The 25,758-nt window shown below is 50.4% G+C and carries 26 protein-coding genes; 16 read left to right on the top strand and 10 right to left on the bottom strand.

What is annotated here, in order from left to right; all coding sequences use genetic code 11:
* Window positions 1-2,820 (bottom strand): tandem-95 repeat protein (locus tag B7989_RS13140; RefSeq protein ID WP_144265082.1); only part of this gene is annotated, 2,820 nt, incomplete at its 3' end.
* Between the two features lie 442 nt (window positions 2,821-3,262).
* Here B7989_RS13140 and B7989_RS13145 point away from each other — a divergent pair.
* The 9 genes from B7989_RS13145 to B7989_RS13195 all read left to right on the top strand — a co-directional run bounded on the left by B7989_RS13145 (window position 3,263) and on the right by B7989_RS13195 (window position 10,741).
* The gene (locus B7989_RS13145) at window positions 3,263-3,673 is read left to right on the top strand and encodes a hypothetical protein (RefSeq protein WP_073322692.1); all 411 of its coding nucleotides are present in this window, start codon (window positions 3,263-3,265) and stop codon (window positions 3,671-3,673) included.
* Window positions 3,674-3,683: 10 nt separating this feature from the next.
* On the top strand, window positions 3,684-5,216 hold the full coding sequence (locus tag B7989_RS13150; RefSeq protein WP_088628929.1) for a M23 family metallopeptidase: 1,533 nt from the start codon (window positions 3,684-3,686) through the stop codon (window positions 5,214-5,216).
* Between the two features lie 204 nt (window positions 5,217-5,420).
* Complete coding sequence (locus tag B7989_RS13155) at window positions 5,421-5,870, top strand: hypothetical protein (RefSeq protein WP_088628930.1); 450 nt, start codon at window positions 5,421-5,423, stop codon at window positions 5,868-5,870.
* Between the two features lie 128 nt (window positions 5,871-5,998).
* Entirely contained in the window at window positions 5,999-7,408 is a 1,410-nt protein-coding gene (gene leuC, locus B7989_RS13160) for a 3-isopropylmalate dehydratase large subunit (protein ID WP_088628931.1), read from the top strand.
* A gap of 18 nt (window positions 7,409-7,426) precedes the next feature.
* Window positions 7,427-8,029: a 3-isopropylmalate dehydratase small subunit 2 gene (locus B7989_RS13165; protein ID WP_072978188.1), complete on the top strand. Its 603-nt coding sequence runs from the start codon at window positions 7,427-7,429 to the stop codon at window positions 8,027-8,029.
* Between the two features lie 171 nt (window positions 8,030-8,200).
* Window positions 8,201-8,632: a hypothetical protein gene (locus tag B7989_RS13170; protein ID WP_088628932.1), complete on the top strand. Its 432-nt coding sequence runs from the start codon at window positions 8,201-8,203 to the stop codon at window positions 8,630-8,632.
* Window positions 8,633-9,000: 368 nt separating this feature from the next.
* Window positions 9,001-9,495 (top strand): hypothetical protein, encoded by a 495-nt coding sequence (locus B7989_RS13180; RefSeq protein ID WP_088628933.1) that lies wholly within the window; start codon window positions 9,001-9,003, stop codon window positions 9,493-9,495.
* 37 nt (window positions 9,496-9,532) lie between these two features.
* Entirely contained in the window at window positions 9,533-9,775 is a 243-nt protein-coding gene (locus tag B7989_RS13185; protein WP_088628934.1) for a hypothetical protein, read from the top strand.
* 525 nt (window positions 9,776-10,300) lie between these two features.
* On the top strand, window positions 10,301-10,741 hold the full coding sequence (locus tag B7989_RS13195; protein WP_088628936.1) for a murein L,D-transpeptidase family protein: 441 nt from the start codon (window positions 10,301-10,303) through the stop codon (window positions 10,739-10,741).
* Here the strand turns inward: B7989_RS13195 and B7989_RS13200 are convergent.
* Window positions 10,738-11,370, bottom strand: coding sequence for a PH domain-containing protein (locus B7989_RS13200; protein ID WP_088628937.1), 633 nt, complete (start codon window positions 11,368-11,370; stop codon window positions 10,738-10,740). The genes B7989_RS13195 and B7989_RS13200 overlap by 4 nt on opposite strands.
* 152 nt (window positions 11,371-11,522) lie before the next feature.
* On the opposite strand from B7989_RS13200, the gene B7989_RS13205 reads away from it, so the two are divergent.
* Genes B7989_RS13205 through B7989_RS13215 form a run of 3 tightly spaced genes read left to right on the top strand, consistent with a single transcriptional unit; the run spans window position 11,523 to window position 13,497 of the window.
* The gene (locus tag B7989_RS13205; protein WP_088628938.1) at window positions 11,523-12,386 is read left to right on the top strand and encodes a hypothetical protein; all 864 of its coding nucleotides are present in this window, start codon (window positions 11,523-11,525) and stop codon (window positions 12,384-12,386) included.
* 56 nt (window positions 12,387-12,442) lie between these two features.
* Window positions 12,443-12,979: a hypothetical protein gene (locus B7989_RS13210; RefSeq protein ID WP_144265083.1), complete on the top strand. Its 537-nt coding sequence runs from the start codon at window positions 12,443-12,445 to the stop codon at window positions 12,977-12,979.
* Window positions 12,979-13,497: a hypothetical protein gene (locus B7989_RS13215; RefSeq protein WP_088628940.1), complete on the top strand. Its 519-nt coding sequence runs from the start codon at window positions 12,979-12,981 to the stop codon at window positions 13,495-13,497. The genes B7989_RS13210 and B7989_RS13215 overlap by 1 nt, the downstream gene beginning before the upstream one ends.
* 76 nt (window positions 13,498-13,573) lie before the next feature.
* On the opposite strand, the gene B7989_RS13220 is transcribed toward B7989_RS13215, so the two are convergent.
* Complete coding sequence (locus B7989_RS13220; RefSeq protein ID WP_088628941.1) at window positions 13,574-14,173, bottom strand: superoxide dismutase; 600 nt, start codon at window positions 14,171-14,173, stop codon at window positions 13,574-13,576.
* Between the two features lie 21 nt (window positions 14,174-14,194).
* Window positions 14,195-15,292 carry an exo-beta-N-acetylmuramidase NamZ domain-containing protein gene (locus B7989_RS13225; protein ID WP_088628942.1) on the bottom strand — a complete coding sequence of 366 codons (1,098 nt, stop codon included), beginning with the start codon at window positions 15,290-15,292 and terminating at the stop codon, window positions 14,195-14,197.
* A 162-nt stretch (window positions 15,293-15,454) separates the two neighbouring features.
* Between B7989_RS13225 and B7989_RS13230 the strand changes: the two genes are divergently transcribed.
* From B7989_RS13230 to B7989_RS13240, 3 genes are read left to right on the top strand one after another with little or no spacing between them, the layout of a single operon-like run.
* Window positions 15,455-15,916, top strand: coding sequence for a single-stranded DNA-binding protein (locus B7989_RS13230; RefSeq protein ID WP_088628943.1), 462 nt, complete (start codon window positions 15,455-15,457; stop codon window positions 15,914-15,916).
* Between the two features lie 3 nt (window positions 15,917-15,919).
* On the top strand, window positions 15,920-16,876 hold the full coding sequence (locus B7989_RS13235; RefSeq protein ID WP_088628944.1) for a hypothetical protein: 957 nt from the start codon (window positions 15,920-15,922) through the stop codon (window positions 16,874-16,876).
* Between the two features lie 9 nt (window positions 16,877-16,885).
* The gene (locus B7989_RS13240; RefSeq protein ID WP_088628945.1) at window positions 16,886-17,887 is read left to right on the top strand and encodes an aspartate-semialdehyde dehydrogenase; all 1,002 of its coding nucleotides are present in this window, start codon (window positions 16,886-16,888) and stop codon (window positions 17,885-17,887) included.
* Between the two features lie 126 nt (window positions 17,888-18,013).
* Here the strand turns inward: B7989_RS13240 and B7989_RS13245 are convergent, their stop codons facing one another.
* Both B7989_RS13245 and B7989_RS13250 read right to left on the bottom strand, forming a co-directional pair.
* Window positions 18,014-19,132, bottom strand: coding sequence for an aminopeptidase (locus B7989_RS13245; RefSeq protein ID WP_088628946.1), 1,119 nt, complete (start codon window positions 19,130-19,132; stop codon window positions 18,014-18,016).
* A gap of 103 nt (window positions 19,133-19,235) precedes the next feature.
* A complete protein-coding gene (locus B7989_RS13250) occupies window positions 19,236-20,174 on the bottom strand; it encodes an AgmX/PglI C-terminal domain-containing protein (RefSeq protein WP_088628947.1) in 939 nt (312 codons plus the stop codon).
* A gap of 519 nt (window positions 20,175-20,693) precedes the next feature.
* Here B7989_RS13250 and alr point away from each other — a divergent pair.
* Window positions 20,694-21,917, top strand: a complete 1,224-nt coding sequence (gene alr, locus B7989_RS13260) for an alanine racemase (protein WP_088628948.1) — start codon at window positions 20,694-20,696, stop codon at window positions 21,915-21,917.
* 171 nt (window positions 21,918-22,088) lie between these two features.
* On the opposite strand, the gene B7989_RS13265 is transcribed toward alr, so the two are convergent.
* From B7989_RS13265 to B7989_RS13280, 4 genes are read right to left on the bottom strand one after another with little or no spacing between them, the layout of a single operon-like run.
* Complete coding sequence (locus tag B7989_RS13265; RefSeq protein WP_088628949.1) at window positions 22,089-23,363, bottom strand: RluA family pseudouridine synthase; 1,275 nt, start codon at window positions 23,361-23,363, stop codon at window positions 22,089-22,091.
* Window positions 23,363-23,974, bottom strand: coding sequence for a signal peptidase II (gene lspA / locus B7989_RS13270; protein ID WP_088628950.1), 612 nt, complete (start codon window positions 23,972-23,974; stop codon window positions 23,363-23,365). The genes B7989_RS13265 and lspA overlap by 1 nt, the downstream gene beginning before the upstream one ends.
* 6 nt (window positions 23,975-23,980) lie before the next feature.
* Window positions 23,981-25,087, bottom strand: a complete 1,107-nt coding sequence (locus tag B7989_RS13275; RefSeq protein WP_088628951.1) for a squalene/phytoene synthase family protein — start codon at window positions 25,085-25,087, stop codon at window positions 23,981-23,983.
* A 39-nt stretch (window positions 25,088-25,126) separates the two neighbouring features.
* Entirely contained in the window at window positions 25,127-25,726 is a 600-nt protein-coding gene (locus B7989_RS13280; protein WP_144265084.1) for an MFS transporter, read from the bottom strand.
* Window positions 25,727-25,758: the final 32 nt, after the last annotated feature.

A 25,758-nucleotide genomic window follows, 5' to 3' on the forward strand; every position in this document is an offset into this window, starting at 1 on the left:
TTCCTTGATGGTCTGGTTAGCAATATCCTTCATGACCGGCGGGTCGTTGATGGACTTGACCGTGAACACGGCGTCAGACTTGGCAGATGCGCCTTCGGGGTCAGTCACCGTGAAGGTCACCTTTTCAGAACCGTTCCAGTTCTTGGTCGGCTTCTTGATAGTGGCAACACCGTTGCCATCGATTTCAATCTTGAGCTGCTTGTTGCCAGAAACAGTCCACTTGAGGCTCTTGAAGGAATGATCCGGGTCAGAAGCGAGGTCTGCAAGATTGATCGAAGCAAATTCATGCTTTTCTTCGATCATCTGGTCCGGAACCTTCTTGAGGGTCGGCACGTCGTTCACAGACTGCACCGTGAACAGAGCCTTGGAGGTAGCCTTGGCACCTTCGGGGTCAGTGACCGTGAAGGTGATTTCGTCGGCACCGTTCCAGTACTTGTTCGGGATCTTGATGTTAGCCACATGCTGGGCGTCGATTTCGACCGTGAGGCCAGCATTCTTGCCGTTAGCAGACTTCACATCGACAGTGAACTGGAGATCAGAGAGCTTGTTGTCGAGGTCGCGGACCATTTCGCCGAGCTTGATCGGCTTGAACTGTTCCTTTTCCTTGATAGTCTGCGGAGCAACCTGCTTCGTGAATTCCGGAACGTCGTTCACGGATTCCACAGTGTAAGCGACAGTGCGTTCATCCGTTGCACCTTCCGGGTCAGTGACCTTGATGGTGAGCGTTTCAGAACCGTTCCACTGCGGGCTCGGCGGAGTGACCTTCAGCACGCGGCCTTCGAGGGACACCTTGAGTTCGCGGTTACCCGTAACAGTCCACTTGAGCTTGTCCTTAGAGTGGTCAAGGTCTTCGACAAACTTGTCGAGTTCGACCGGCTTGAAGGAACCCTTTTCCTTGATGGTCTGTTCAGCAATATCCTTCATGGCCGGCGGGTCGTTGATAGACTTGATAGAAAGCTTGAACTGAGTAGAAGCCTTGCCACCGTCGGGGTCGGTAGCAGTGAGGGTAATGGTTTCAGAACCGTTCCAGAGTTCGGACGGAGTCTTGAAAGAAATTTCGCGAGTCTTGTTGTTCAGGTTGACCTTGATGTCCTTATTACCTGCGATGTCGATCTTCAACTGGGAGAGATCGTGGTCGGCATCGGAGAGATAGTCATCAAGCATGACAGAAGAGAATTCGTTCTTTTCTTCGATCGTCTGGTCCGGAATCTTCTTGAACACAGGAATATCGTTAATGGACTTGACAGTAAATGTCACCTGCTGCTTGGCAGAAGCACCTTCCGGGTCAGTCACGGTGAAGGTTGCCACAGCGGTACCGTTCCAGCTCGGGTCCGGAATTTCGATAGAAGCAACATGATCGTCACCGATATTTACAGACAAAGTACCGGACTGCGGTTCCTTGCCCTGGTGCTTCACGTCAGCTTCCCAAGAAAGTTCAGAATTCTTGTGGTCAGCATCCTTCACATATTCATCGAGCTTGATCTTAGCAAAGGTCTTCTTTTCGTCGATGGTCTGGTTAGGAATCTGCTTCACGATCTGCGGCACGTCGTTCACGGAGTTCACCGTGAAGCTGTTTTCAGATTCAGCGCAAGCGCCAGCCGGGTCGCAAACCTTGAACTTGAGAGATTCAGAGCCGTTCCACATCTTGGACGGAATCTTGATGGTAGCGGTCTTGCCGGCGATATTGACGGCGAGATCCTTGTTGCCAGAAACAGTCCACTTAAGTTGTTCGAAAGGATGGTCGGGATCCTTGACCAGCTTGTCCAGTTCGATCGGCTTGAATTCCTGCTTTTCTTCAATGGTCTGGTCTTGGATTTCCTGCACAAATTCAGGAGCGTCGTTCACAGACTTGACCGTGAACTTGGCGGTTGCCTTGGCGGAAGCACCGGCGGCGTCAGTTGCGGTGAAGGTCACGGTTTCAGTGCCGTTCCAGAATTCGTTCGGGATCTTGATATTAGCAGAACCGTACTTGTCGATATCGAACTTCAGGTCCTTGTTGCCCGAAATGCTCCACTTGAGCTTCATGACATCGTCATCGACATCGGTCACATAGTCAGAAAGGCTAATGGATTCGAATTCGTTCTTTTCTTCGATGGTCTGGTCCGGAATCTTCTTGATCACCGGAGCATCGTTAATCGGCTTGACCACGAAGTTTGCGGTCGTAGAGGCACTAGCGTATTCGCCGTCAGTGGCCGTAAACTTGATCTTTGCAGAACCGTACCAGTTCTGGTCCGGGATAATCACGGAGGCGACGCGGTTCGGATCGATTTCCACATTCAGGTCGCCGTCAGCTTGATCCTTGCCCACCGGTTGGATGTCGAATTCCCACAAAATCTGGTTCTTCGGGTGGTCAGGGTCAGTGACGAAATCATCGAGCTTGATCTTGGTGAAGGACTTACCTTCATCGATAGTCTGGTCCGGAATCTGCTTGACTTCGGGCGGGTTGTTCACGGATTCCACATTGAAGTTCACCGTTTCAGAACCAACGGCACCCTTGGTGTCGGTAGCCATGAAGGTAATGTCTTCGGAACCGTTCCAATACTTGCTCGGAATTTCAATCGTTGCAACACGTTCGGGAGAAATGGAAACCTTGAGTTGCTTGTTGCCAGAGACAGACCATTTCAGCTTATCGGCTTTGTCATGATCGTCAGAGACGTACTTGTCCAACTTAATCGGGGCAAATTTACCACCTTCGTTAATCGATTCCCCCGGAATCCCCATAACAGAAGGAGCACTATTTTCTTCCTGTGCAATACCTATAGAAGCCAAAATACTGACTGACGCCAATAGGGCTGCTACAGACCAATTTTTTCGTTTCATTTATGATCTCCCATAAATTTCTTCTTCCAATTACACCTTTTGCTTTCACAAAAAACGTACCGCCCCCGGTAGTCCGAGCGCGATTTTACGAGGTCAAATATAACGTTTTTAAACGTGATAAAACGCACATTTTCAAAAAAAATCGCTAAAAAGTAAATTTTGAATAACCATCAAATTGCCGTTTTTGAGCAAATTTAAAGGTTTTCCGTTCGTAAATCATTGATACTCAACGACTTACGAAAAGTCCCCTCGAGGAGTCCTCCGGATGGGCCGGAAAAAATTTTTTTCGTAGTTTGTATTGATTTTCACGATTTTACAAAGAATTTACATTCAAACGGAACAAAAAGTTCCGAAAGCAGCTGTTTTCACGCCTTTGTCGGCTGACAGTGTATTACCAAAAAAGTATTTTTGTTGCAAACAACAATCAAAAACAGGTAAAACAATGAAATTCGTATTCCTTTGCGACGCCAACTACCTCAAGGGCGACATGGTCAACTTCGTGAACAACTTCCCCACCAACCACGAACTGGTAACCATGACGAGCGACGAACTGCTCCAGACCAAGTCCATTTTCGAAGGCACCTTCGCCGTGCTCGCCGAACGTACCACTTGGCAGAAGAACTTCAGCCTGTTCCGTTACTTCGGTCTGCTCCCGCTCCTGGAAGTGCTCCCGCTCGGTATCGTGAGCCGCTCCCGCCGCAGCGAACCGCTCAAGGGCCGCACCCAGAACCGCAACCAGGAAATCTATTTCAACCCGAGCGCCTCTGCCGAAGAACTCTATCTTCAGGTCGACAAGTTCGTGGCTGCCCCGCCTGCCGGTTTCACCTACCCGCGTGGCACTCAGAAGGCCTAATTAGGGGACAATGCAGCACAAGGTCTTAAATGACCTGTACAGGCAAGGCGGAATCACCTTTTTTGCTTTTCCGGGCGAAACCGAGATTCCGCTTGAACCCTTGCAGAACCTTGCGCTGGCGCTAAACGCCGGCGCTCGTTTTTTGGTTATTGACTTTTCAGGCAAGAACAGCCTGAAAGGGAACGCGCCTATTTCGGCAAGCGACCTGATCGAAAAGAGACTCCCGCAAGAATCTCTCAACGAACTCAGTGCCGATACAAACAGCTGGACCATTACCGGAACCAGGTGCTTTCCGCAAGACGATGACCAATTCAGGTGCCTGTACCACAACCTGCAACAAATCAAGAAATCGATTGCGCAAATCGTAGCCATCCTGCCATTGGAAATTAACGACCAGGAAGCCTATTACGCAAAACTGGTTTCGAGGCTCATCGTCATTGGCGGCGAAAGCGCAAGCGAAGCGTCTGCCTACCTGGAAGACCTCCCCCATTTCAACAAGTCGAATCTGCTTTGGCTGTTTCCGCAAAAGCCCGACAAGAAGAAATTTTACCACGCCTACAGGGCGGTACGCCGGAGCCATTCTTTCTACAAAGAAATCCGCCAATGCGACTGGAAAAAGAATCCTGAAAAATTCGCCAAGATTGTCGAGTACTTGCACAAGTTCTCGATTCTGGAAAAGAACCCCCTGGACGGTTCGTCGAAAGTATTCAGGACGTTGTTCCCGTTGTTGCTTTTGTTCGCCATCGCGCTACCGTTTTTCTTTGTGACCAAGACGGAACCCGGCATTTCCAACACTCGCGACCGCATCCACGAACGCGACAAGCTTTCGATTGCGCCGTCGTTTGAATACACCTTCGACGGCAAGGAATCCATGCAGCGCATTTCGCGCTACGCTATCGGCCGATTCAACGCCTTGATTACGAACGACAAGATGGTGCAGCAGTACGTCAAGGTTACGCTCGAAGAAAACGGCTTCCCCAAAAATTCCTGGGAAAACAACAGCAAGAACATTCCGCCCGCAGGAACCGTGATCAAGTTCTCGCGCCCCGATTTCTTCGCGAAATCGGCATCGGATTCTATTGGAGCCGCCTGGAAATACTGGACATCGATCGTATCGGATAGCGTCGCCTACCTGACAGAATTTTACCACGCCCAAGCCACCGCCTCGTATAGGCAACATAACGGCATCGACGTGGCCAGCCGACAGGGCGCCCGCATACTCGCCCCGTTCGCTGCAAAAGCATGGACCGCACGCGACGAACGCGGCGGCATCGTGATCGGACTTGTACGCAAAAAAGACGTCGTGATCTTTATGCATTGCGATCAGTTGTTATACCTTGATGGACAAGAAGTTATGGCAGGCGATCCTATTGCAACTGTCGGCCTTACCGGACACACCACCGGCCCGCACGCCCACGTGGTTACTGGGCTCATCGACAAGAACGGTGACAAGCGAATCGGCAACGTTAGGTACAAAGTAATAGACCCGATCAAGTGGTTCTACATGTTCAAGCCGACTGCCGATGCAGTGCGAAACCGATAACAATCACTTGTTGTAAAACACACAACGTAGCCGCAAAAGTGACAGCGGTCACAACGCACTCTAAAAAGTGTTCTCTAAGCGTTTTTTTAGGCCCGATGTAAGCTATTTGTTACATATTGGGGGTCGCCAAAACACCCCGTTTTAAATAACTTTTATTCTGGAATTAGGGATAAGGTTCAAACAAAGAAAAAAGGAATAAAAAAAATGAAATTACGTGTGTTGGCTTTCGCTACCATGACCGCCGCCCTCCTTACCGGATGCTCCGGTGTCGTTAAACCCACTGTAGAAGTCGCCAATCACGATTCCGACCACAACATCCCCGCCATTGATGAAATGATTGTCGCCTACAAGACGGACTACATCAACAAGTGCTACATTCCAGTCGCCAAGAAGCATCCGCCTGAAAACCAGTGCCAGTCCGAACTCTTCCAGATGCTGGAACGCAGCTACCACCTGGACTACAACCAGAACCACGTTGCAATGGCCTCTAACAAGTTGCTGTTCAAGGACATAGACGCAAAGATCATCGAAATGTCCCGCAACGATCCTGAAGTTCGCAACGCCATTCGCGCAGGCGCCTTCACCAGCACAAGCGAAATGCTCAGCTACTACCACGAAAAGTACCAGTTTGACACCCAGGTCGAACAGTATTAGGAAGATTGAATTTTATTCTTCGGTAAACAAAAGTCCTGCAGTCATTCTGCGGGACTTTTACTATATTTACGCCGCAATTAATCAGCCTTGGAGAATAATTCGAAAAGGCATAAAAAAGAGACAAAATCATGGGAAAATCACTCTATCAGAAGATTTTTGAAAGCCACACGGTAGCTAAGCTCCCGAGCGGCCAGTGCCAGCTCTTTATCGGGCTCCACCTCTGCCACGAAGTCACGAGCCCGCAGGCATTTGCGCAGCTCCGCGAAGAAGGCCAGAAGGTTCTGTTCCCGGAACGCACGTTCGCCACGGTCGACCACATTATCCCGACCACCTTCCCGGAACGTAACCGCCCGCTCAAGGACGGCATTTCCGAAGAGATGTTCTCCCACATTGAAAATAACACCAAGAACAACGGCATCAAGTTCTTTGGCCCCGCTACCGCCGAACAGGGCGTTATCCACATCGTGGGCCCCGAAGAAGGCGTGACCCAGCCGGGCATGACCGTCGCTTGCGGTGACTCCCACACGGCAACGCACGGTGCCTTCGGTGCTATCGCATTCGGTATCGGCACCAGCCAGGTGGCAGACGTTCTCGCTACCCAGACGCTCGCCATGAGCCCCTTGAAGACTCGCCGCATCAAGTTCACCGGCAAGCTGAAGCCGGGTGTGACCGCCAAGGACGTTGCCCTCGCCTACATCGCTAAGCTCGGCGTGAACGGTGGTGTTGGCTACGCTTACGAATTTGCTGGCCCCGTCATCGAAAACATGGGCATGGAAGGCCGTATGACCATCTGCAACATGGCTATCGAAGGTGGCGCCCGCGTCGGTTACTGCAACCCCGACGAAAAGACTTTCGAATACCTCAAGGGCCGTCCGTACGCCCCGAAGGCCGACAAGTGGGACGAAGCCGTTGCTTACTGGAAGTCCGTGGCTACCGACGCCGACGCCCAGTTTGACGACGAAGTCGAAATCAACTGCGACAACCTCGAACCGATGGTCACCTGGGGTATCACTCCGGCTCAGGCCATCCCGCTCAACGGCAACATGCCGAAAATCGACGAATTCGAAGGCAGCGAAAAGAAGGTCATCTCCGAAGCCTACGAATACATGGGCTGGGAAGAAGGTTCCAAGATGATTGGCCGCCCCATCGACATCGCCTTCGTGGGTAGCTGCACCAACGGCCGCCTCAGCGACTTGCAGGCCGCCGCCGAAATCATCAAGGGCCACAAGGTCGCCCCGACTGTCAAGATGTGGGTCGTTCCGGGCTCCATGAAGATCAAGGTGGAAGCCGAACAGCTCGGTCTCGACAAAATTTTCAAGGAAGCCGGTGCCGAATGGCGCGAAGCAGGCTGCTCGCTCTGCCTCGCCATGAACCCGGACAAGCTCAAGGACCGCCAGGTGAGCGCAAGCTCCAGCAACCGTAACTTCAAGGGCCGTCAGGGCAGCCCCTCGGGCCGCACCATCCTCATGAGCCCCGCCATGGTGGCCGCCGCCGCCATCGAAGGCAAGGTCACCGACGTCCGCAAGTACATCAAGTAACGCAAGGAGATTTAAAAAATGAATTCTATCGACATTGTTAAAGGTTCCGGCGTTCCTGTACGCGGCAACGACATCGACACTGACCGTATCATCCCGGCACGCTTCCTCAAGTGCGTGACTTTCGAAGGCCTCGGCGACAACGCCTTTGCCGACGATATCGCAGGCCTCGCCGCACAGGGCAAGGTCCACCCGTTCCGCGATCCGGCCTACAAGAATGGCTCCATTCTCGTTTCGAACCAGAACTTCGGTTGCGGTTCCAGCCGTGAACACGCTCCGCAGGCTCTCAAGCGCTGGGGCATCCGCGCCATCATCGCCGAAAGCTACTCCGAAATCTTCTTCGGTAACTGCGTGGCTATCGGCGTTCCTTGCTACAAGGTAAGCCACGAAGTGGCAGACAAGATTCTCGCCTGGATCGAAGCACACCCGAGCGAAGAACTCGTCACCAGCACCGAAAGCCGCACGCTCAAGATGGGTGACGAAACCATCGAGCTCACGCTTGCCGACGGCCCCCGCGGTCAGTTCCTCGACGGTTCTTGGCACGCACGTTCTGCCCTCATGGCCAACGCCGACAAGGTGCAGGAACTTGCAAGCAAGCTGCCGTATATGCAGTTCTTGAAGTAACCGCAGAATGTCATCCCGGACCCGTTCCGGGATCAGCATTCAAAAACGTCCAGGTTAAAAGCCTGGGCGTTTTTATTACACCATCTATTTATAAAATCATTTCTTCTTTATCTGGCAAAAAAAAACATATATTTGCAAAAGAACCTTTGAAAAAACGGGATGTAAATACATATGTTGTGGATAATTTTAATCTGTTTAATCATTGCCGGGGTTATTACCAATAATTTTACACCCTTAAAACTTTTTGGTAAAATCATGGCCTGGTTCTTTGGCATTTTGTTGGCCTTATACTTAATTGTTATTTTGATATTAGTTATTTTAGCAAAAAATGAAGATGCCAAAAACAAGAAACAAGAAGAAGCCTATTGGGAACAGGTTAAACAAACTCCATTAATCCAATGGGCATGTGATGCCGACGGCTATCAATTATATTTAGGAGAACGTCCGGAATATGTTTATCAGTGCTCAACAGGAAAATTGATCGCAACTTTGCATCATGACGGTTATATGTGCAAACCATCATATAAAACCGTAAACCATTGGAAGCACTGCGAGCATACCAATCAAGCAAAGAACTCGAAATACAATCACTTATTGAAATGATTTAGTTTAACCGAAGTTTCCGTCTTATAGCGACAGATCATTTTCCCCACACGGGGAAAATGATAAAGATAATCACCAAAACAAATTCTTATAAATCGTTCCGAGGGCATTCGCGAGCCTGTGGGCCATCTTGCGGCCAATCGGTTCCCTACCCCGCTCCATCGATTTTTCAAAACATCTAGGTTCAAAGCCTGGGCGTTTTTTTGTATTACGAGCAAAAAAATGGACAAAACCGCAGTTCTTTTATCTTAAATTTCTGATTTTTTCAGCGACAAAGCGCTTGCGAATCCGCATAAATAAAGGTATATTCAAAAATAGGTCTTATAGGGGCTCTTTACGAGCAGAGGAAAACAATGGAGATATAGAACATGAAATTATGGTTAATCAGTCTTGTCTCAATCTTTTTATGTGCCTGTTTTGAAGATTTATCTTATCCAAGCACACTCGTTTTCGACGCAAGAGTCCAAAATATTCCGGCCGAATTGAACAGGCTGAATCTTAAAATTTGGGGAGACGATTCCATTTATTTCGATACGAACCTGTACAAGTCGATTTCGGACAAAGCCGTATTCTGGGAAAGTTTATCAATAGATGACTACTCAGATACCCCAATAAAGACGATTACCATAGAAATGGAAGGATTTTGCGATAACGGAAGTTTCAAATTTCCAAAGATTAACATCGCGCTAGACAATTGTTACATGTTCGACATCAGCCAAATGCGATATAACTTAGACAGTGATAAATACTATCCCGTTCTGGAGAACCCGGAAACGCCCTGCGGGGAAATTGACTATTGGTTCTACTCCATCGACACCATTCATCAATTAGGAAATAGAGATTGTGAAATAAGAGCCGACTAGATACGGGACACCGATAAAAACTCTACCTTAAACTACCATGGATATCAAGATTCTCCGAGCTACAGAAGAATGGCAGCGTGCGGGCACGTACTCCATGCCTTTGAGGTCGCTACGCTTTGAGGTATGGGGTGTCATCCTGGAGCCGCAGGTCCCTGAGCTTGTCGAAGGGTGCGGCGATAGGATCCACAAGCATTACAAAGCGTCCAGGTTCAAAGCCTGGGCGTTTTTTTATATTCTTTTTATAATTACCCATAATTCACAAGGCATTTTTGATGACTAGCGATATAAAAAAAAGATTTTTGTTTACAGTGGCCAGCATAATTGTCTTCATTGAAACGATTATTGTCGATTTAATATACATGGGCGATAAAAGGGTGGTAATTTTTCTGCTGATCAGCATCGTTCCCTTTTCTTGGCTTACGTTTGCAATTCTGAAATCAAAATCAATAAAAGACAATCCACTTATAATAACAAAGCCCTTTAGTTTTCGTGGAATAGACAAACCTGAAGAAGACACTCTTTTTTGGAGTATTATTATATTCCAAATAGCGCTATTCTTTCATTGTATAATCAGCATCGCAAAACCCGACATTGATACCAAAATACTTTCTATAAGCGTTTTATTAAGTTGGTTTACAATTGGAGCATTTACTCTTTTATGCATAAAATCATTTAGGCGATGGAAAAAGTCAAAAAACCTGCAAGACCTACTTTTCGACTGGCCTTTTAAAAACAAATCGTTGCCGAACAAATTAGAATAAATCAAATCCAATAAAGAAAGACCTTTATCACTACATTTCAACTCATGCTCTCCTCTCCCATCGACAACATTCTCGTAGAAAAGGCAAAGCGCCAAATGCACTTGCGCAACGGCGATAGTGTTGTCAAGACATACAGAATTTCATTGGGTAAGAATCCCATGGGAGCGAAAGTCAAATCCGGCGACAACAAGACACCCGAGGGCAATTACTCCATCGAGTGGCACAATCCCAAAAGCAGGTTCCATTTATCGCTGAAGATTTCGTACCCGAACGCAGAGCAAATCAAGGCCGCGAAAGAAGGCAACTACGAGCCCGGCGGCGACATCATGATTCATGGCTTCCCGAACAAGATTCCGGCGTTTCTCTTTAAATTCTGGCACAGGTGGAAAGACTGGACCGCCGGTTGCATCGCCGTCACGAACGATGAAATCGAAGAAATCTACGCCGCCGTCAAAGACGGAACTCCGATAACCATCAAGCCTTAGCGCATATACTTCGACTTATACCCGTGATTTTCTGAAGGACGCAAATCATTGGGATACATCACGTCGGTGTAGATGTCTTCTTGCAGCTGTTTCACGAGCTTGTACACTTCTGCATAATTGGCGATGCTGTCAATAGAAATGCCCGCGTTGGTAGAAGTCCTACGCCCGTTCATCGTGGCGGGATTGGCCTGCGCAGAGGTCGTAATGATGTCGCCCACGCCAAACCACTGGTCAAAAACGCCGCGATGCAAGTCCACATGGGAAAGTTCCGCGAAAGGCTTTGACTTATAGGTCCTCGCAAAGATTCCGCCAGAAGCGTAGATTCCTTTGTCGGTAACGATATAGGCCGTGTTGCGGTACCGTCTGAACGAAAGCAGCGCCCCGCCCAAGTAAAGCCAAACCGGCATCATGTGCAGCGCCATGAACGGGATGATAAAGAAGGCCGCCTCGTCCGCCTTGTCCGAAGAGAATGCAGCCCCGATAAAAAACATGTCAAAGAGTCCCCAGACAAGCGCAAACGGGAGCAATGGATTGAAAATACATTCAAAGATAAAGCACCTTTTGTCCGGCTTGCCGGCATAAAGGATCTTTTCCCCCTTCCCTATCAAAAGTGTCAGTTCATTGTCCATAGCCACACCTCAAAACGGATAAACATTTCCCTATTAATATAAACAAAAAAGCGTGATTTACTCCTTTTTATTTACAATTTGTCCAAAGTTTTGGATTAATTCGTTTGCAAATCTTGCGCTTTAAAGGTATATTATGGGAAAAGGAGAACGAGATGTCTATCAAGAAATACAAGCGTAAACTCGCTTTATGCGTTGCCGCATTGTTTTGGGCAGGGTGCGACAGCGATTCCAGCAGCGCTACCGAAGCCATTCCAGAGAATCCCGGCGAGATTACTCCTCTCCCCAACAGTTCCGAGGATACCGCCCCCAGCAGTTCTTCCGAAGCGGAAACGATTCCTTCAAGCGAATCTTCTGACGAAATTTCCAGCAGCACTGAAGCAATCCCCGAGTCATCTAGCGAAGCGGTATCGCCCAGCGAAACTGAATCATCGTCTAGCGAAGCGGAATCGTCGTCTAGCGTGAACAGCGATTACCCCTACACGCTAAGCACATTCCCGAATGTCCACTGCAAGGATTCAAGCTATTTCCATAAATCCTGGTGCCCCTCCAGCAAGCCCACTTTAAAACAATCCATTGCCGAAATGGAAACAGACATGCCTTTATACGGCGTTGTTCAGCCTGTCTGCCAAGACTACGACAGAACTGAACATGTCTACACATGCGATAACGGATGCAAGTATCAACCAGGAGCATTCAATCTGCTGCAAGGAGACACAATCTTCCAGCAGGAATATTCCAATATCGACAAGAAGTATATTCCCATTCAGAAAAAGATCGCACAAGACAGCGCTCAAGCCGAGGCCAGCACCTCTTACCCGTACATGCTCGCCAGCGACACCACCGTCCATTGCAAAACCATGTACAAGACCAAAATTGCGAAATCGACTCCTTCGAGTTTGTGCGACACCTACTCCGAAGGATACCATTTTAGATGTAAAGACGGCAACAATTACGAATGGGAAGAGATGCTCCGAGACGAGAACGGACTTATCGAACGTGAAAACCCGGATGAATAAACCGGCCCGCTCACAAATCTTTGACAAACTAACAATCTAATACTACCTTACAAACTATGCGTAAAAAAACATACTCTCTCATGGCTTTATCGCTCGGCCTGATTCTTGCCGCCTGTGCAGGAACGAAAATTGAGCGTAATTCGCTCCCCGGCCTCGACATCAGCGGCAAGAAGCTTTGGATTCTTGTCGACGACCAGAAGGCATACACGGGCTACACCACCAAGCTCGATTCCCTTTGGAAGGCATACGGCGACAAGAACAATCTTGAAATCGAATACCGCAAGAACGAAGCTCTGGCCCTGGAACCGGTCAGTCCCAAGGCTCTCATGCAGGAATGCAAGGATTCCTACCTGATGCATACAGCCGTGTCCGGCAAATCCCAAACCACCCAGTACGACGCCTCGACCGGCATGATCATGGGCAGCTCCAGCGAAGTCGAATACACCTCTGTCATGTACGACTGCAACAACGGCAAGGTCGTCTGGAAAGCAATCCTGAAAACGACGGGAATGGAACTTTGGGCCCAAAGCGAACTCGTCAAGGGAATTATCAAGGACTTTCATGAAAATTCAATCTTAAAAGAGGAGAAATAATGAAAAAATTAGTGTTACTCGCACTCGCTGCACTTCTGCTTTGCTCTTGTGCACCTGCAATCCAGAAAATGTCCAACTTTGACAAGGTTCACCCGCTGCAGGGCAAAACCGTTGTCGTCGTTTCTGAATCCCACAAACAGGTGGCCGATTTCGCAAACCAGGTCGCAACCACGATGGCCGACTCCCTGAAGGTTCATGGAGTCGAAGCCAAGGCATTCGTACAGGACAAGAGCTCGCTTTCTCTGAGCGAAAATCCGGTTGTCGATTACGCCAAGGAACAGAACGCCGACTACCTGCTGCTCCAGAACTTTACCAAGGTGAACCTCTACAACGCCGCTCTTGACAGCTTCGAAGAAGAACTGGTTCTGTACTCCATCGAAGAAAAAAAGCCCGTGTGGAAGGGTTCCGTGACTTGGAACAACCCCATGCCCCTGGGTAACGGCCCCGGCATCACGGCTGCCCGTCAGGCTACCATGGAACTCTTGACGACCGACGGATTCGTACCCGCCAAGCAGTAAGTCCCTAGCACAAACTACCTATGAAAAAACCGCCGGTCGCATGACCAGCGGTTTTCATTTTACACTTGTATTGGAATTAGCCGAGACGGTTGTTGATGACGTTCCAGTCCACAATCTGCCAGAGACCCTTGAGGTAATCCGGACGGCGGTTGCGGTAGTCGATGTAGTAGGCATGTTCCCACACGTCGAACGTGAGGAGCGGCTTGAGACCCTTGGTAAGTGGGTTCTGGGCGTTGCCTTCCTGCGTGATGACGAGCTTGCCCGAAGCGTCGGCAGAGAGCCATACCCAGCCGGAACCGAAGAGGCCTGCGCCCTTCGCCTGGAATTCTTCCTGGAACTTTTCGAAGGAGCCGAAATCACGAGCGATGGCGTCGGCAATCTTGCCCGTCGGAACGTTGCCGGCAGAAGGAGCCTTGAACTGCATGAAATACATGTAGTGGTTCAGGAACTGGCCTGCGTTATTGAACACGCCGCCTTCGGCCTTGGTCACGATTTCGCCAATGGTCTTGCCTTCGAAAGCGCTACCCGGAAGGGCGGCATTCAGGTTGTTGAGGTAAGTCTGCAGATGCTTGCCGTAGTGGAATTCAATGGTTTCCTGGCTGAGCACCGGAGCCAAGTCCCCCGCTGCGTACGGGAGTGCCGGCATTTCAAATTTTCCGTTAGCTTGTTGAATCATTACGTGTCTCCTTCTTGTGGGTTAAATGCTACTTTCGATGAATTCCTTACGGAACGTGCCGTTACCGAGAAGAATGTCGATAGGCAACTTCTTGAATTCATATTCGTAAGGCGGCTGTTTCCAGGCGAAATCCTTCGGGTATTCGTTGAAAATGTACTGCAACAGCTTTACCGCCATGTCGAAACTGCGGAACTTGTCGCGGTCAAGCACATGGATCTGCGCACCGCCGCAAATCTGGCCAGCCCCCTTGTGGAAGGTGGGCTGGAAATAGTTTTCGCGGAAATACACGCCCGGGAGCTTGAGGTCGTTCATGTACTTGCAAAGCTTGACGGCATCGATAAACGGCGCGCCGAAAATTTCGAAGGGGCGTGTAGTGCCGCGACCTTCGCTCACGTTGGTCGCTTCGAACAGGCACATGCCCGGGTAAACGATGGCGGTATCGAGAGTCGGCATATTCGGACTCGGCAAAATCCACGGGAGACCCGTCTGATCGTACCACATCTTTTTATCGTAGCCTTCCATGCCGAGCACGTAGAGTTCGCACTTGGGGAAACGTTCTTCCTTGAACTGGACGGCAAGTTCGCCGATTGTCTTGGCGTGGCGAGTGCGGATGCTGTGCAGGCCCACGAAACTCGTGTAATTCAAATCCAGCACCGGGCCTTCTTCGTCCACGCAGTTGATGGGGTTCGGACGGTCCACCACAATCACGGGGATTCCGGCCTTTTCGCAGGCTTTCATACAAAGGAACAGCGTCCAGATAAACGTGTAGTAGCGGGCACCCACGTCTTGCAAGTCCACGAGCATCATGTCCACGTGGGAAAGCATTTCGGCGGTGGGTTCACGGTGTTCACCGTAAAGGCTATAAACGGGAATACCCAGTTCGGGGTCGGTGTATCCCTCCCATTCAATCATGTTGTCCTGGGTGTGCCCCTTGATGCCGTGCTGCGGGCCAAAAAGGGCAGAAAGTTTAAACAGCTTGCCGTCGTATTCTTTGAGTAAATCGAGGGTATAGTGCAAATCCGGGAGTACCGATGCCGGGTGCAGGACCGCGCCGAGGCGCTTGCCCTTGAGATTTGCGGGGAAAACTTTTTCAAAATGTGAAAGTGCTAAAGTAGTCATACGTTCAAGAAATATAATTAAAAGGAGTAATGCGGGGCTAAAGAATGTGGAAAATGTCAAACAATGTTTGCAAAACGCAAAAAATTCCCAAATTGGCACAAAATGACAGTTGGATTTTTTTATTTTTAGCCGCAGACAAAAAAAGATAAAATAGGATTAATTATGGCTTATTTGAATAAAGTGATGCTTATCGGCAATATCGGCAAGGACCCCGTCATTAGCGCAAGCGCAACTGGTCGCAAGCGCGTATCGTTCTCCTTGGCCACCAGCCGTCGCTATCGTGATAACAATGGCGAACAGAAGGAACAGACTGACTGGCACAACATCGTAGGTTGGGGCAAAATCGCCGACACGATGGAAACCCTCGGCGTGCACAAGGGCATGACGCTCTATGTCGAAGGTTCGCTCACCAACCGCAGCTGGACCGACCAGACGACCGGTCAGAAGCGTTACAGCACCGAAGTCAACCTGGATACCTTCCAGCTTTTGACGCCGCGCGGCCAGAACGGCGGCAATTTCCAGGGAGGCAACTCCTACAGCCAGTCCAACAACTTTAGCCAGGCTAGCGCCCCCGCTTACGATGCTCCGGCACCGGAAGGCGTCGACGACGACCTGCCTTTCTAAAAAATGAACCAGCAAATTGCAGATATCGCTTTGATGATGGTGCTCCCCCTGGGCATCACCTTTACAGCAATTCTCATGTCCGTTTCTGCAGAAACACGCACCAAGATCATGATGGGCGTGTTTTTGTCGTTCCTGATCGTGGCAATGGACTGCGTCTTCTTCTTCGCGAAGAACTCGTTCATCGCCTACAACTGCGACGGCGGACTCCTGCTTTCATTCGCAAGCCTGTTTTTCTTCGCCATCATAAGCTTTATCCGCTTTGATGACCGCGCCGCGAAGGTCGGAAACATCTTCCTCGCCTTCTTCATGCTGTCGGCCTTCATGGGTATCGCCTACTGGGACCGCCCGACGTTCATTCCGACATCGGACTACACCGCCGAAGAAATCGCCGCGATGAACACCAAGTACCAGGATTACATCGCCTCGTTCCAGAACGGCGAAGGCGGCCAGATCCTGCCCGGTTCCGACCACATGGCCCGCCATAGGATTCGTACCGGCGGTCAGGCCGGCAAAGCCGGCAGCGACGACAAGGACTTGAGCAGGCTCGACAGTTACCTGGTCGATGCAGAAACTGTCATCAAGCGCATGCAAGACATTATCAATGCCATGGATGCCTTCGGCACCCTGCCGTCCAGCATTTCGGAATCAGAGCGCGAAACGCGCAGCAGCCAGGCGCTTGCCATCAACAACAACGCCATCGCACTGAACAAGAAGGTTCTCGGGCTTTTCCACCCGCATGAATCCAGCGATGCGCACAAGGAACTGATTCAGGCAAGCGAATGCGTGAGACTCGCCGCATACGCGCTCTACAGCTACACGCTCCAGGAAAATCCGGAGCAGCAGCTGATCCTATACAGGCAGTCCAGAGACCAGATCGGCCAGATGAAAATCTACCTGAAGCGTTTCTGGAACGCCACTGAAGCTTTACAATCAAACAATCAACAACAAACCGAACAATAAAGGTTAATTATGATTCGCAACGTAGCCATTATGGGCGCAACTGGCGCCGTAGGCCAAGAAATCCTCTCCATCCTCGAAGAGCGCAATTTCCCGCTGCAGAGCTTGAAGCTCCTCGCTTCTGAACGCAGTGCCGGTAAGGAATTCAAGTTCAAGGGCGAAACTCTCAAGTGCGAAGTTCTGAACAAGGATTCTTTCAAGGGCGTTGACCTGGTGCTCAGCTCCGCTGGTGCCGCCATTTCTCAGGAATTTGCCCCGATCGCCGTCGAAAACGGTGCCGTGGTTGTCGACAACACGAGCTTCTTCCGTATGGATCCGAACGTTCCGCTGGTCGTTCCTGAAGTGAACCCGGAAGACATCAAGCTCCACAAGGGCATTATCGCTAACCCGAACTGCACGACCATCATGATGGTTGTGGTGCTCAACCCGATCGAAAAGATTTCCCACATCAAGAAGATCCACATTTCTTCTTACCAGAGCGCTAGCGGTGCAGGTGCCGTGGCCATGGAAGAACTCAAGCAGCAGTACAAGGATATCCTTGAAACCGGTTCTACCACCCACATCAACAAGTTCCCCTTCCAGCTCGCCTACAACGTGATTCCGCAGATCGACAAGATGACGGAAAACGACTACACGAAGGAAGAAATGAAGATGTTCAACGAAACGCGCAAGATCATGCACTCTGACGTTCGTACGAGCGCCACCTGCGTGCGCGTGAGCTCTCTCCGTTCTCACTCCGAATCCGTGTGGTTCGAAACCGAACGTCCGGTTTCTGTCGAAGAAATCCGCAACGCCCTCAAGAACGCTCCGGGCGTGACTCTCAAGGACGATCCGCAGAACTATGTGTACCCGATGCCGCTCGAAAGCGCTGGCAAGGACAACATCTTCGTGGGCCGTATCCGTAAGGACCTCGCCGATGAAAACAGCAACACGCTGTGGCTCACCGGTGACCAGATCCGCAAGGGCGCTGCTCTCAACGCCGTGCAAATCGGCGAAATCTTGCTCAAGATGTAAGATTGGTGATAGCGGGCGCCCCCGCTATTACATGCGTCAAAAAAGCCGTCCCGCAAAGGACGGCTTTTTTCATGGATTGCTTCTTCGCTACGCTTCTCGCAATGACGTGCAAAGCGAGTGCTGCAATTATTTTCCGAGCTGGTCCGGGTTCAGGCACTTGAGTTCGTCAATCACAAACAGGCCATCCTTGCGGATGAGCTTGTCGTCGAACCAGATTTCGCCGCCACCGTATTCCGGGCGCATGATGAGCACCAGGTCCCAATGGATGGCGCTGATGTTGCCGTTCGGGGCTTCTTCGTAGCAGCGGCCCGGCGTAAAGTGGATAGAGCCGGCAATCTTTTCGTCGAACAGGATGTCGCACATGGGAGCGTTCACGAACGGGTTGAAACCGATAGCGAACTCACCCACATAGCGGCCACCTTCGTCTGTATCGAAGAGGGCGTTGAGAGCCACGTTGTCGCCGGATTCGCAAGTGGCGTTCACAATCTTGCCGTCCTTGAATTCCAGGCGGATATTGCTGAAGTACTTGCCATCGTAAAGGGTCGGCGTATTGTAATGAATCACGCCGTTCACGCTTGTCTTGACCGGTGCGGTATAGACTTCGCCATCGGGGATATTCATGTTGCCGCAGCACGGAATTGCCGGAATGTCCTTGATGCTGAAGGTCAGATCGGTTCCGTTTGCCACCAGGCGAACCTTGTCGGTATGGTTCATGAGATCCACGAGATTCTGCGCGGCCTTGGCCATCTTCGGATAGTCGGCAAGGCAGGCTTCGAAATAGAAGTCTTCGAACGCCTCGGAACTCATCTTGGCACCCTGAGCCATGGAGGGGTTCGGCCAGCGGAGCACGCACCAACGCGTCTTATTCACGCGATAATTGAGCACGTCTTCGTTGATCTTGCGGTAGTTAAGCATCTGGCGGCCATTGATATCGCAATTTTCGAGAGCGTTATCGGCGCCGCGAATGGCGATGTAAGCCTGCATCTTCTGCATTTCGGCCATGGCGAGATCGGCCTGAAGCTGCATCTGTTCGATGGTTGCCGACTTGATCATTTCGCGACGGACACGGCCGCGGTAATTATGCACGAATGCGTTACCGCCCACTTTGGCGACAGCCTTCACAAGTTCAGTCGTGACTTCGTCGGGCGTGTCGGTCGTTTCGATAAGGATGTTTTCGCCCTGCTTAAGTGCAATGGCATTGTTAATCAAATTTTCAGCTAATTTGGTGATGCGAGGATCAGTCATTATTTCACTCCATTTTTGCAGGCTATAATATAGAAAAAGGAGATCGCCACGGCGCTACGCACCTCGCGATGACGAGAATACGTAGCATCCGCAGCGAATTATTTTATTCCGTAAAGGTAAACGGGATTGTCACCGTGGTATTGCCTGATTTCACCTTGCTGAATGTCCAGCGACCGACAGATTTCTTGATTTCATTGTCGAATTCGCTGTAATCCGTCGTGGACGACACCAGCGAAATGCTGATGATTTCGCCCCCCGGCGCAATCGTGAATTTGAGCGTTACTTTTCCTTGGAACCCCGGCTTCTTTTTGAGGTGTTTATTGTAGATATGCCGTAGTCCCGGAGTACGCTGACGGACGACCTTCATGATATCTGCAGCGGAACGGGATGAAGGACCGGAGCCCCACTCGATATCGGTATCCTTGGGAGCCTTTATATTTCCCATCGCCTTGGTCGATATAGCTCCAGCAGAGCCACTGACCAGGTTCGAGATATCGTCGCCGATACCGCCACTGCCACCGGCAAACATGCCTTGGTTAAATCCGTCTGAAATTTTTCCACGGACTTCGCCAATTTTTGTTTTACCCGTGACCTGCAAGCCATTCGTATTCTTGATGACCTTGTCGATATCCTTGGCAAAGCTTTGCTTGATCAAGTCGTAAGCGGCGGCCGAAGCATTTGCAGTTTGAGCCTCTAGCGCATGAATAACGCCACGATTGAGCGGGGCTCGAGGGTTACCACGCCCTACGGGTTTCCCGCCTCTGCCAGGCCTTTTGCTTTGGATATTTTGCGGTTTTCGTTCCGGTTTCTTGTCGGGCTTTTTTTCCTCCTTTTTGTCGATGATGTTCATGGTTGCTGTGATTTCGGTGGTTGGCGGATCCACAAAAATGGAATCGTCAATCAGCACCTCGTACGTCGTTGCCCAGAAGCACAGAAGAATCGCGACAAGAAGCGATACGCCTGCAATGCGCACCATCTTTTTGTCGGAATCCGGCAACAGGGACGCGATGAACGAATCCGGTGTTTGGATTACTGCTGTCATGATTTTATCCTCCCTTTAACAGGGTTTTGATGGATGTTTTAGGGTATAGGCAGGGACACTACCCTTTTGACAGGGCATTATTCTTGCCTTTGGAACAGACTCCGGAACGGGACTTTAAAAGGCAAGCCCATTACACAAAGTCAAATATGTCAGGGAAACAAAACGACAGAATAAAGGAATTAATTTATCTGTATTTCATTCTATATCCGTTCCTTTACTCGGAATTAGAACAAGATATTTCTTTCTTCAAAATGAAAACTACAAACAAAAAAAAGAAAGGTTTCATCGCAAACGGTAAACAAATTTTCATCTGCAAAATTGTAAACTCATACAAAATAACAGACTCCGCGCCATTACTGAGATTGAGCGCGAATTGAAGCTTAGGCTGCTGCCAGCCTGATTTACAAAAAACCTTTCAACTTGATTTATTCCACTATGGAATAAGAACACCCCAAAAAAGGACAATTTTCTTACAAACATGTAACCAAACCAAAAGGACTTACCTATATTTCACACATCATGAAACTTTTAGCGACTCCTCCCGATTTAAATAAGATAGCGCGCCCGAACTGGATTGAAATCAACTTAGACGCACTCTGCAACAACATTCAATTTATCAGAAGCCAGATTCCGGCCAACACGAAGATTCTTTTGCCCGTCAAGGCGGACTCTTACGGTCACGGAAGCCTCGCCTGCTCCTTTGCCGCCAAATTCGGCGGTGCCGACTACCTGGGCGTAGCCCACATTAGCGAAGGCATGTTGCTTCGCCAGTACGGCATGGACTTGCCGATTCTGGTACTTGGCCCCTGCACTCCGGCTGATTTCGCCTACTTCGTCGAATTCCAGCTGACCGCGGCCATTACAGACATTCGTACCGCCATGGCGTTCGATCAGTTCCTGCGCGATACGGGAACCACCTGCAAGGCTCACTTGGCCATCGATACCGGCATGAACCGCTACGGTTTTGACGCCGAAGACTTTAACAACATCCGTGCAGCCCTTAGTCTCAAAAACTTGCACTTCGAAGGCATGTTCACTCACCTGGCCACCGCCGACATGCCGGGGAACCCGAAGACCGAAATTCAGATTCAGCGCTTTTCCCGCCTGGTCGACGTGCTTGAAGCCGAAGGACTCCGCCCCGAGATTTGCCACTGTTCTAGCTCGGCAGGAACCCTCACCCACCCCGAAAGCCACTTTGACATGGTGCGCCCGGGCCTTGCCCTTTACGGCTACAACTGCATGGGAGCAGCGCCTTCTCCTTGGCCGATCAAGCCAGTAATGCGAATCAAGTCTACCATTCGTCACATCCACGATGTAAAGCCCGGCGAAACCGTGAGCTACGGCGGTTACTGGATGGCCCAGCAGCCGACCCGCATCGCCACAATCGCTATCGGTTACGGCGACGGCTACCTGCGCGGCGAATACAACAAGGGATTTGTGTTCATTCGCGGACAGCTCTGCCCGATTCTTGGCCGCGTGTGCATGGACGCCACCATGGTTGACGTGAGCCACATTCCCGATGTGCAAGTCGGCGAAACAGTCGATGTCGTGAACGGCGAGCTGGATTTTCGCATTTCGATGGAAAGCGTGGCCGATGATCACCACACAATTCCGTACGAATTAACAAGCCGCGTCGCCCGCCGCCTGTACCGCAAGTATTACTGGAAGAACCGCCTAGTCCGCTGGGATTACCTGCGCAAGGAATTCGGCGTCAAGGACTTCAAGGAATACCCGCTGCGATAGCTAAAATCTATATAAACTAAAAAAGGCTCCCCCTCAGGGAGCCTTTTTTGCAATTAAAGATTGATGTATGCCGAGCGGAGGCGGTAGGCATATAGCCTACCGTCAAAGCGAAGGGCGACCAAAGACTTACTTACCCTTTTGGAGTTCGCATACTTCTTTGGTCGCGATTCATTAAAGTAAATCCGGGTCGATTGTCGGTTCGTAACCCGGCTGAACAAAGTCTTCGGGAGCGATGCCGCGCTTGCGGGCGGCCTTTTCTTGCTTGATACGCTTGCGTTCTGCCGCCTTGGCCTTGCGGTTAGCGGCATTGGCAGCGCGTTCGGCAAAGCGCTGGGCACGCGTTTTACGTTCCTTGTAAGGAGCCACTTCTTCGGGGAAGAGGGCCAGCGGTTCGCCATCGTCGATTTCTTCCTCTTCTTCGAAATAACGCATTTCGGGGTCAAAATCGCGGAAGCCTTCATCTTCGTCGAATACCGGAGCGTCTGCCGGGCATTCCTTCTTGAGGAGCTTGAGAACTTGTTCGAAAGGCTTTTCGAGCGGCACTTTGAACTTCATCTTCTTGCCCGTGGTCGGGTGAATCAATTCAATTTTCACGGCCTGCAAAAGCTGAGCCGGAGCTATTTCCAAGACCTTCGCTGCAATATCCTTCATCAAGGGAGTCACACGGTTCAAGCAGCCATCGCGGCCATCGTACAGCGGATCGCCCACGACCGGGTGCCCCATGTAGCGGCTATGCACACGAATCTGATGCGTACGGCCCGATTCGAGCTGCAATTCCAGAAGTGTTGCAAACGCAAAGAACTTCTTTGCCACAAAATGCGTGCGGCTCGGCTTGCCATCGCTCACGACCGCCATCTTCAGGCGATTCTTGGGGTTACGCCCGATGGGGGCATCGATGGTGCCTTCCAAGTCGCGGGGATGCCCCCACACCAGGGCATTATAGGTGCGGTGCAGCGTGCGTGTTTCCAGCTGGTGTGCCAAATGCCTGTGGGCAGCGTCGTTCTTCGCCACCACCATAAGCCCAGGTGTATCCTTGTCCAGTCGGTGGACAATGCCCGGGCGTAACGGACCGTTCACAGCCGACAAATTTTCTTTGAAATGATACAGAAGGCCTGCGGCCAGCGTACCGTTCTGCACGCCGTTACCCGGATGCACCACCAGGTTGCGCGGCTTGTTCAAGACCACGATATCGTCGTCTTCGTAAACGATGTCGAGCGGGATATTTTCGGGTTCCAAGGTGCTCGCCTCTTTTTCGGGGACCTTGTCGACCACCACGACCATGCCCGTTTCGACACGGAAATTCTTGGGAGAGGCAACGCCACCCACCTTGACTTCGCCAGCGGCAATCAGCTTCTGCACGTCCGTGCGGGACACGTTTTCCATGACACCCACAAGGAACTTGTCGATGCGTTCGCCAGAATGTTTTTCGTCAACGATATAGTTCATTATTCTTCCGCACCTTTTTCGTTTTCGGATTTCGGTGTTTCTTCTACGACGTTCTTCTTTTCTTTTTCTTCTTTAATCTGCTTGTGCAGTTCACGCAAAATGACGGGAGAAAGAATGACTATAGCTACGCCGACAGTGACAAAGGAATCCGCGACATTGAATGTCGGGAAACGAGTCATGATAAAGTCCGGGAAATCGCAATCGATAAAATCCACCACCATCTGCAAGCGCATACGGTCGATAAAGTTGCCCACGGCACCACCGAGAATCATCACCACGCCCAAACGGCTCATCCAATCACGCTTGTCGATGGACTTGTAGAACCACACAAGCACAATGGTTGCAACAATCGAAATCAGCAAAAAGAACAGCCAAGGCGGCAAAAAGGGCATCAAGTCCTGCGGACGGCTGCTGAATGCGGCCCCCTTGTTGAACACCAACTGGAAACGGACCAATTCACCGACAATATTGATCGTATCGTGGTTCGGCGCACCCGTTTCGTTCGTAAAGCGAACTAGCGCCCACAGCTTTGTCAGCTGGTCAGCCACAATGCTAAAAAGAATCAAGCCCAGGTGAAACGGCCATTTATTCACAAAATCAAATTTCTTCATATACTCTTATTTGTTTCTCAATTTAGCGTAAGACTTCTCGATCCACTTATCCGAATAGAAATGCAACGTCGTCTGCTTAATGATTCGCTTGACGGTGTCGCGGGTAATCTTCACCTTCTTTTCGGAGGCAAAAAGGCTAGAACCGTCGCCAATCAGCTTCATGTTTTCGGCAGCCATAAAGAGCGGCCACAGGCAGAACAGCCTTGTACGCATCTTGACGTTCGGAATGAGCTTGGTGTAGGCAATGGCATCGTCCAAGTGGCCCCAGGCCTTTTGCACGAGCTCGCCCATCACCGCGGCGCGACGCTTGTCAAAGTCTGCACGGGCACTTGCATCTGCCGGGGCCTCGAACATTTCGTAGGAATGGGCAAAGCCATGCCTGCGGCAAATTTCTTCGGGAACAAAACAGACCCTGCGTCCGGAATCTTCGACGCAGTCCTTCACGATGTTCGCCACCTGGAGCGCAAGCCCAAAGCTCACGTCCAGTTTCTGCATTTCGGCCTTGCGGGATTCGCCGATGAGGCAAGTATCGGCAGCAAAGAGATTCGTCAAGAGCTTGCCGACAATGCCGGCCACGTAGTAGCAGTATTCGTCGAGGTCGGCCACGCTTTCGAGCGTAAACCAGCCGGAACTGAGCGCAGCCTCTTGCCGGAGCGCAAACTTGGCCATGCCATGGCACATTTCGATCGTTACCGCACGCACGGGTGCCGCATACGTTTCGGGCATTTCGCGCAACAGGGGCACCACCACATGGGTATGCAGGCAAAGGTTCATGTACGGGTGTTCAGACTTGCGCCAACTTTCCGGAAGCGTTTTTTCAAAGTCGGCAACCAGTTCGTCGGAGAGTTCCGCCGTCTTGAAGATTTCGGCAAACTTGCCCAGAATGATTTCTTTTTCAGAAGCCTTCATATCGGGATCGTCTTCGACCGTGTCCGCAATGCGCAAGTACAGGTAAGCAAGCAGAATGCTCTTGTGGAGCTTACCCTTGAGCACGTTGATATTGAGCGCAAAAGTCCTAGAAACCTGCAGAAGGATTTCTTCGGCATACTTCCATGCGGCGCGACCGTCCAAGACGTTTTCACCGACTCCGATTGAATCAAGAATATTCGACATTCAAAACCCTCAACACATCCTTTGACTTAATCGAAGAAACTAGTTGATCTCCGCGTAAATGTCGCGAGGAATCTTCTTGCTCTTGGCCATTGCATTCACATACTTCCACAGACGTCCGTGAGCTTCGGCATTCTTAAGCTTCTTGGTAAAACTCCAGAAAGTGCGATTCTGAATATCGGACTCATTCCTGAGAGCTCCCTTGACATCGCACTCGTAACAAGCCTTGCGGTATTCCAGGAAATAGGCAGCCTGGAAAAGTTTAGCCGTCTTGCCGCGTGCAATACGGCGAAGCAACAGGCCAAACAGAATAAACAGGGGCGAAACGGCAAATCCGTAGAACCAGGGGTAAATCGGGAGCCATTTCATCACGGCCCAAATAGCGGGCATGGCCGAGGCAATCGAAAAAATCAGCGTAAAGAAGGTGTCCAAAGGTTTCCAATAGAACTTCCACTTAGGAACATAAGCCCATTTTACCCTTTTATTCGCCAATTTCTTGAAATAGAGCGGGTAAGACACACGGAAAAACCATCTATACAGCCAAAACCAGAATACGAGCGGAACCCAAAACCAAAAGTCCATCGTTTCGTGAAGCTGTGTAATCACAGTATCAAGAATCTGCATATAATCGAACGTCTGCATACGGGCGTAAATGTAGAAAAATAGAGGCAAAT

Origin of the sequence: Fibrobacter sp. UWB5 (assembly GCF_002210295.1) — a bacterium.
GTDB lineage: Bacteria > Fibrobacterota > Fibrobacteria > Fibrobacterales > Fibrobacteraceae > Fibrobacter.

What these genes read in the sequence shown, in the direction of transcription:
- B7989_RS13145 (WP_073322692.1), top strand. Translation starts at nt 3,263, where the DNA reads ATGAAATTCGTATTCCTTTGCGACGCCAACTACCTCAAGGGCGACATG.
- B7989_RS13150 (WP_088628929.1), top strand. Translation starts at nt 3,684, where the DNA reads ATGCAGCACAAGGTCTTAAATGACCTGTACAGGCAAGGCGGAATCACC.
- B7989_RS13155 (WP_088628930.1), top strand. Translation starts at nt 5,421, where the DNA reads ATGAAATTACGTGTGTTGGCTTTCGCTACCATGACCGCCGCCCTCCTT.
- leuC (WP_088628931.1), top strand. Translation starts at nt 5,999, where the DNA reads ATGGGAAAATCACTCTATCAGAAGATTTTTGAAAGCCACACGGTAGCT.
- B7989_RS13165 (WP_072978188.1), top strand. Translation starts at nt 7,427, where the DNA reads ATGAATTCTATCGACATTGTTAAAGGTTCCGGCGTTCCTGTACGCGGC.
- B7989_RS13170 (WP_088628932.1), top strand. Translation starts at nt 8,201, where the DNA reads ATGTTGTGGATAATTTTAATCTGTTTAATCATTGCCGGGGTTATTACC.
- B7989_RS13180 (WP_088628933.1), top strand. Translation starts at nt 9,001, where the DNA reads ATGAAATTATGGTTAATCAGTCTTGTCTCAATCTTTTTATGTGCCTGT.
- B7989_RS13185 (WP_088628934.1), top strand. Translation starts at nt 9,533, where the DNA reads ATGGATATCAAGATTCTCCGAGCTACAGAAGAATGGCAGCGTGCGGGC.
- B7989_RS13195 (WP_088628936.1), top strand. Translation starts at nt 10,301, where the DNA reads ATGCTCTCCTCTCCCATCGACAACATTCTCGTAGAAAAGGCAAAGCGC.
- B7989_RS13200 (WP_088628937.1), bottom strand. Translation starts at nt 11,370, where the DNA reads ATGGACAATGAACTGACACTTTTGATAGGGAAGGGGGAAAAGATCCTT.
- B7989_RS13205 (WP_088628938.1), top strand. Translation starts at nt 11,523, where the DNA reads ATGTCTATCAAGAAATACAAGCGTAAACTCGCTTTATGCGTTGCCGCA.
- B7989_RS13210 (WP_144265083.1), top strand. Translation starts at nt 12,443, where the DNA reads ATGCGTAAAAAAACATACTCTCTCATGGCTTTATCGCTCGGCCTGATT.
- B7989_RS13215 (WP_088628940.1), top strand. Translation starts at nt 12,979, where the DNA reads ATGAAAAAATTAGTGTTACTCGCACTCGCTGCACTTCTGCTTTGCTCT.
- B7989_RS13220 (WP_088628941.1), bottom strand. Translation starts at nt 14,173, where the DNA reads ATGATTCAACAAGCTAACGGAAAATTTGAAATGCCGGCACTCCCGTAC.
- B7989_RS13225 (WP_088628942.1), bottom strand. Translation starts at nt 15,292, where the DNA reads ATGACTACTTTAGCACTTTCACATTTTGAAAAAGTTTTCCCCGCAAAT.
- B7989_RS13230 (WP_088628943.1), top strand. Translation starts at nt 15,455, where the DNA reads ATGGCTTATTTGAATAAAGTGATGCTTATCGGCAATATCGGCAAGGAC.
- B7989_RS13235 (WP_088628944.1), top strand. Translation starts at nt 15,920, where the DNA reads ATGAACCAGCAAATTGCAGATATCGCTTTGATGATGGTGCTCCCCCTG.
- B7989_RS13240 (WP_088628945.1), top strand. Translation starts at nt 16,886, where the DNA reads ATGATTCGCAACGTAGCCATTATGGGCGCAACTGGCGCCGTAGGCCAA.
- B7989_RS13245 (WP_088628946.1), bottom strand. Translation starts at nt 19,132, where the DNA reads ATGACTGATCCTCGCATCACCAAATTAGCTGAAAATTTGATTAACAAT.
- B7989_RS13250 (WP_088628947.1), bottom strand. Translation starts at nt 20,174, where the DNA reads ATGACAGCAGTAATCCAAACACCGGATTCGTTCATCGCGTCCCTGTTG.
- alr (WP_088628948.1), top strand. Translation starts at nt 20,694, where the DNA reads ATGAAACTTTTAGCGACTCCTCCCGATTTAAATAAGATAGCGCGCCCG.
- B7989_RS13265 (WP_088628949.1), bottom strand. Translation starts at nt 23,363, where the DNA reads ATGAACTATATCGTTGACGAAAAACATTCTGGCGAACGCATCGACAAG.
- lspA (WP_088628950.1), bottom strand. Translation starts at nt 23,974, where the DNA reads ATGAAGAAATTTGATTTTGTGAATAAATGGCCGTTTCACCTGGGCTTG.
- B7989_RS13275 (WP_088628951.1), bottom strand. Translation starts at nt 25,087, where the DNA reads ATGTCGAATATTCTTGATTCAATCGGAGTCGGTGAAAACGTCTTGGAC.
- B7989_RS13280 (WP_144265084.1), bottom strand. Translation starts at nt 25,726, where the DNA reads ATGCAGACGTTCGATTATATGCAGATTCTTGATACTGTGATTACACAG.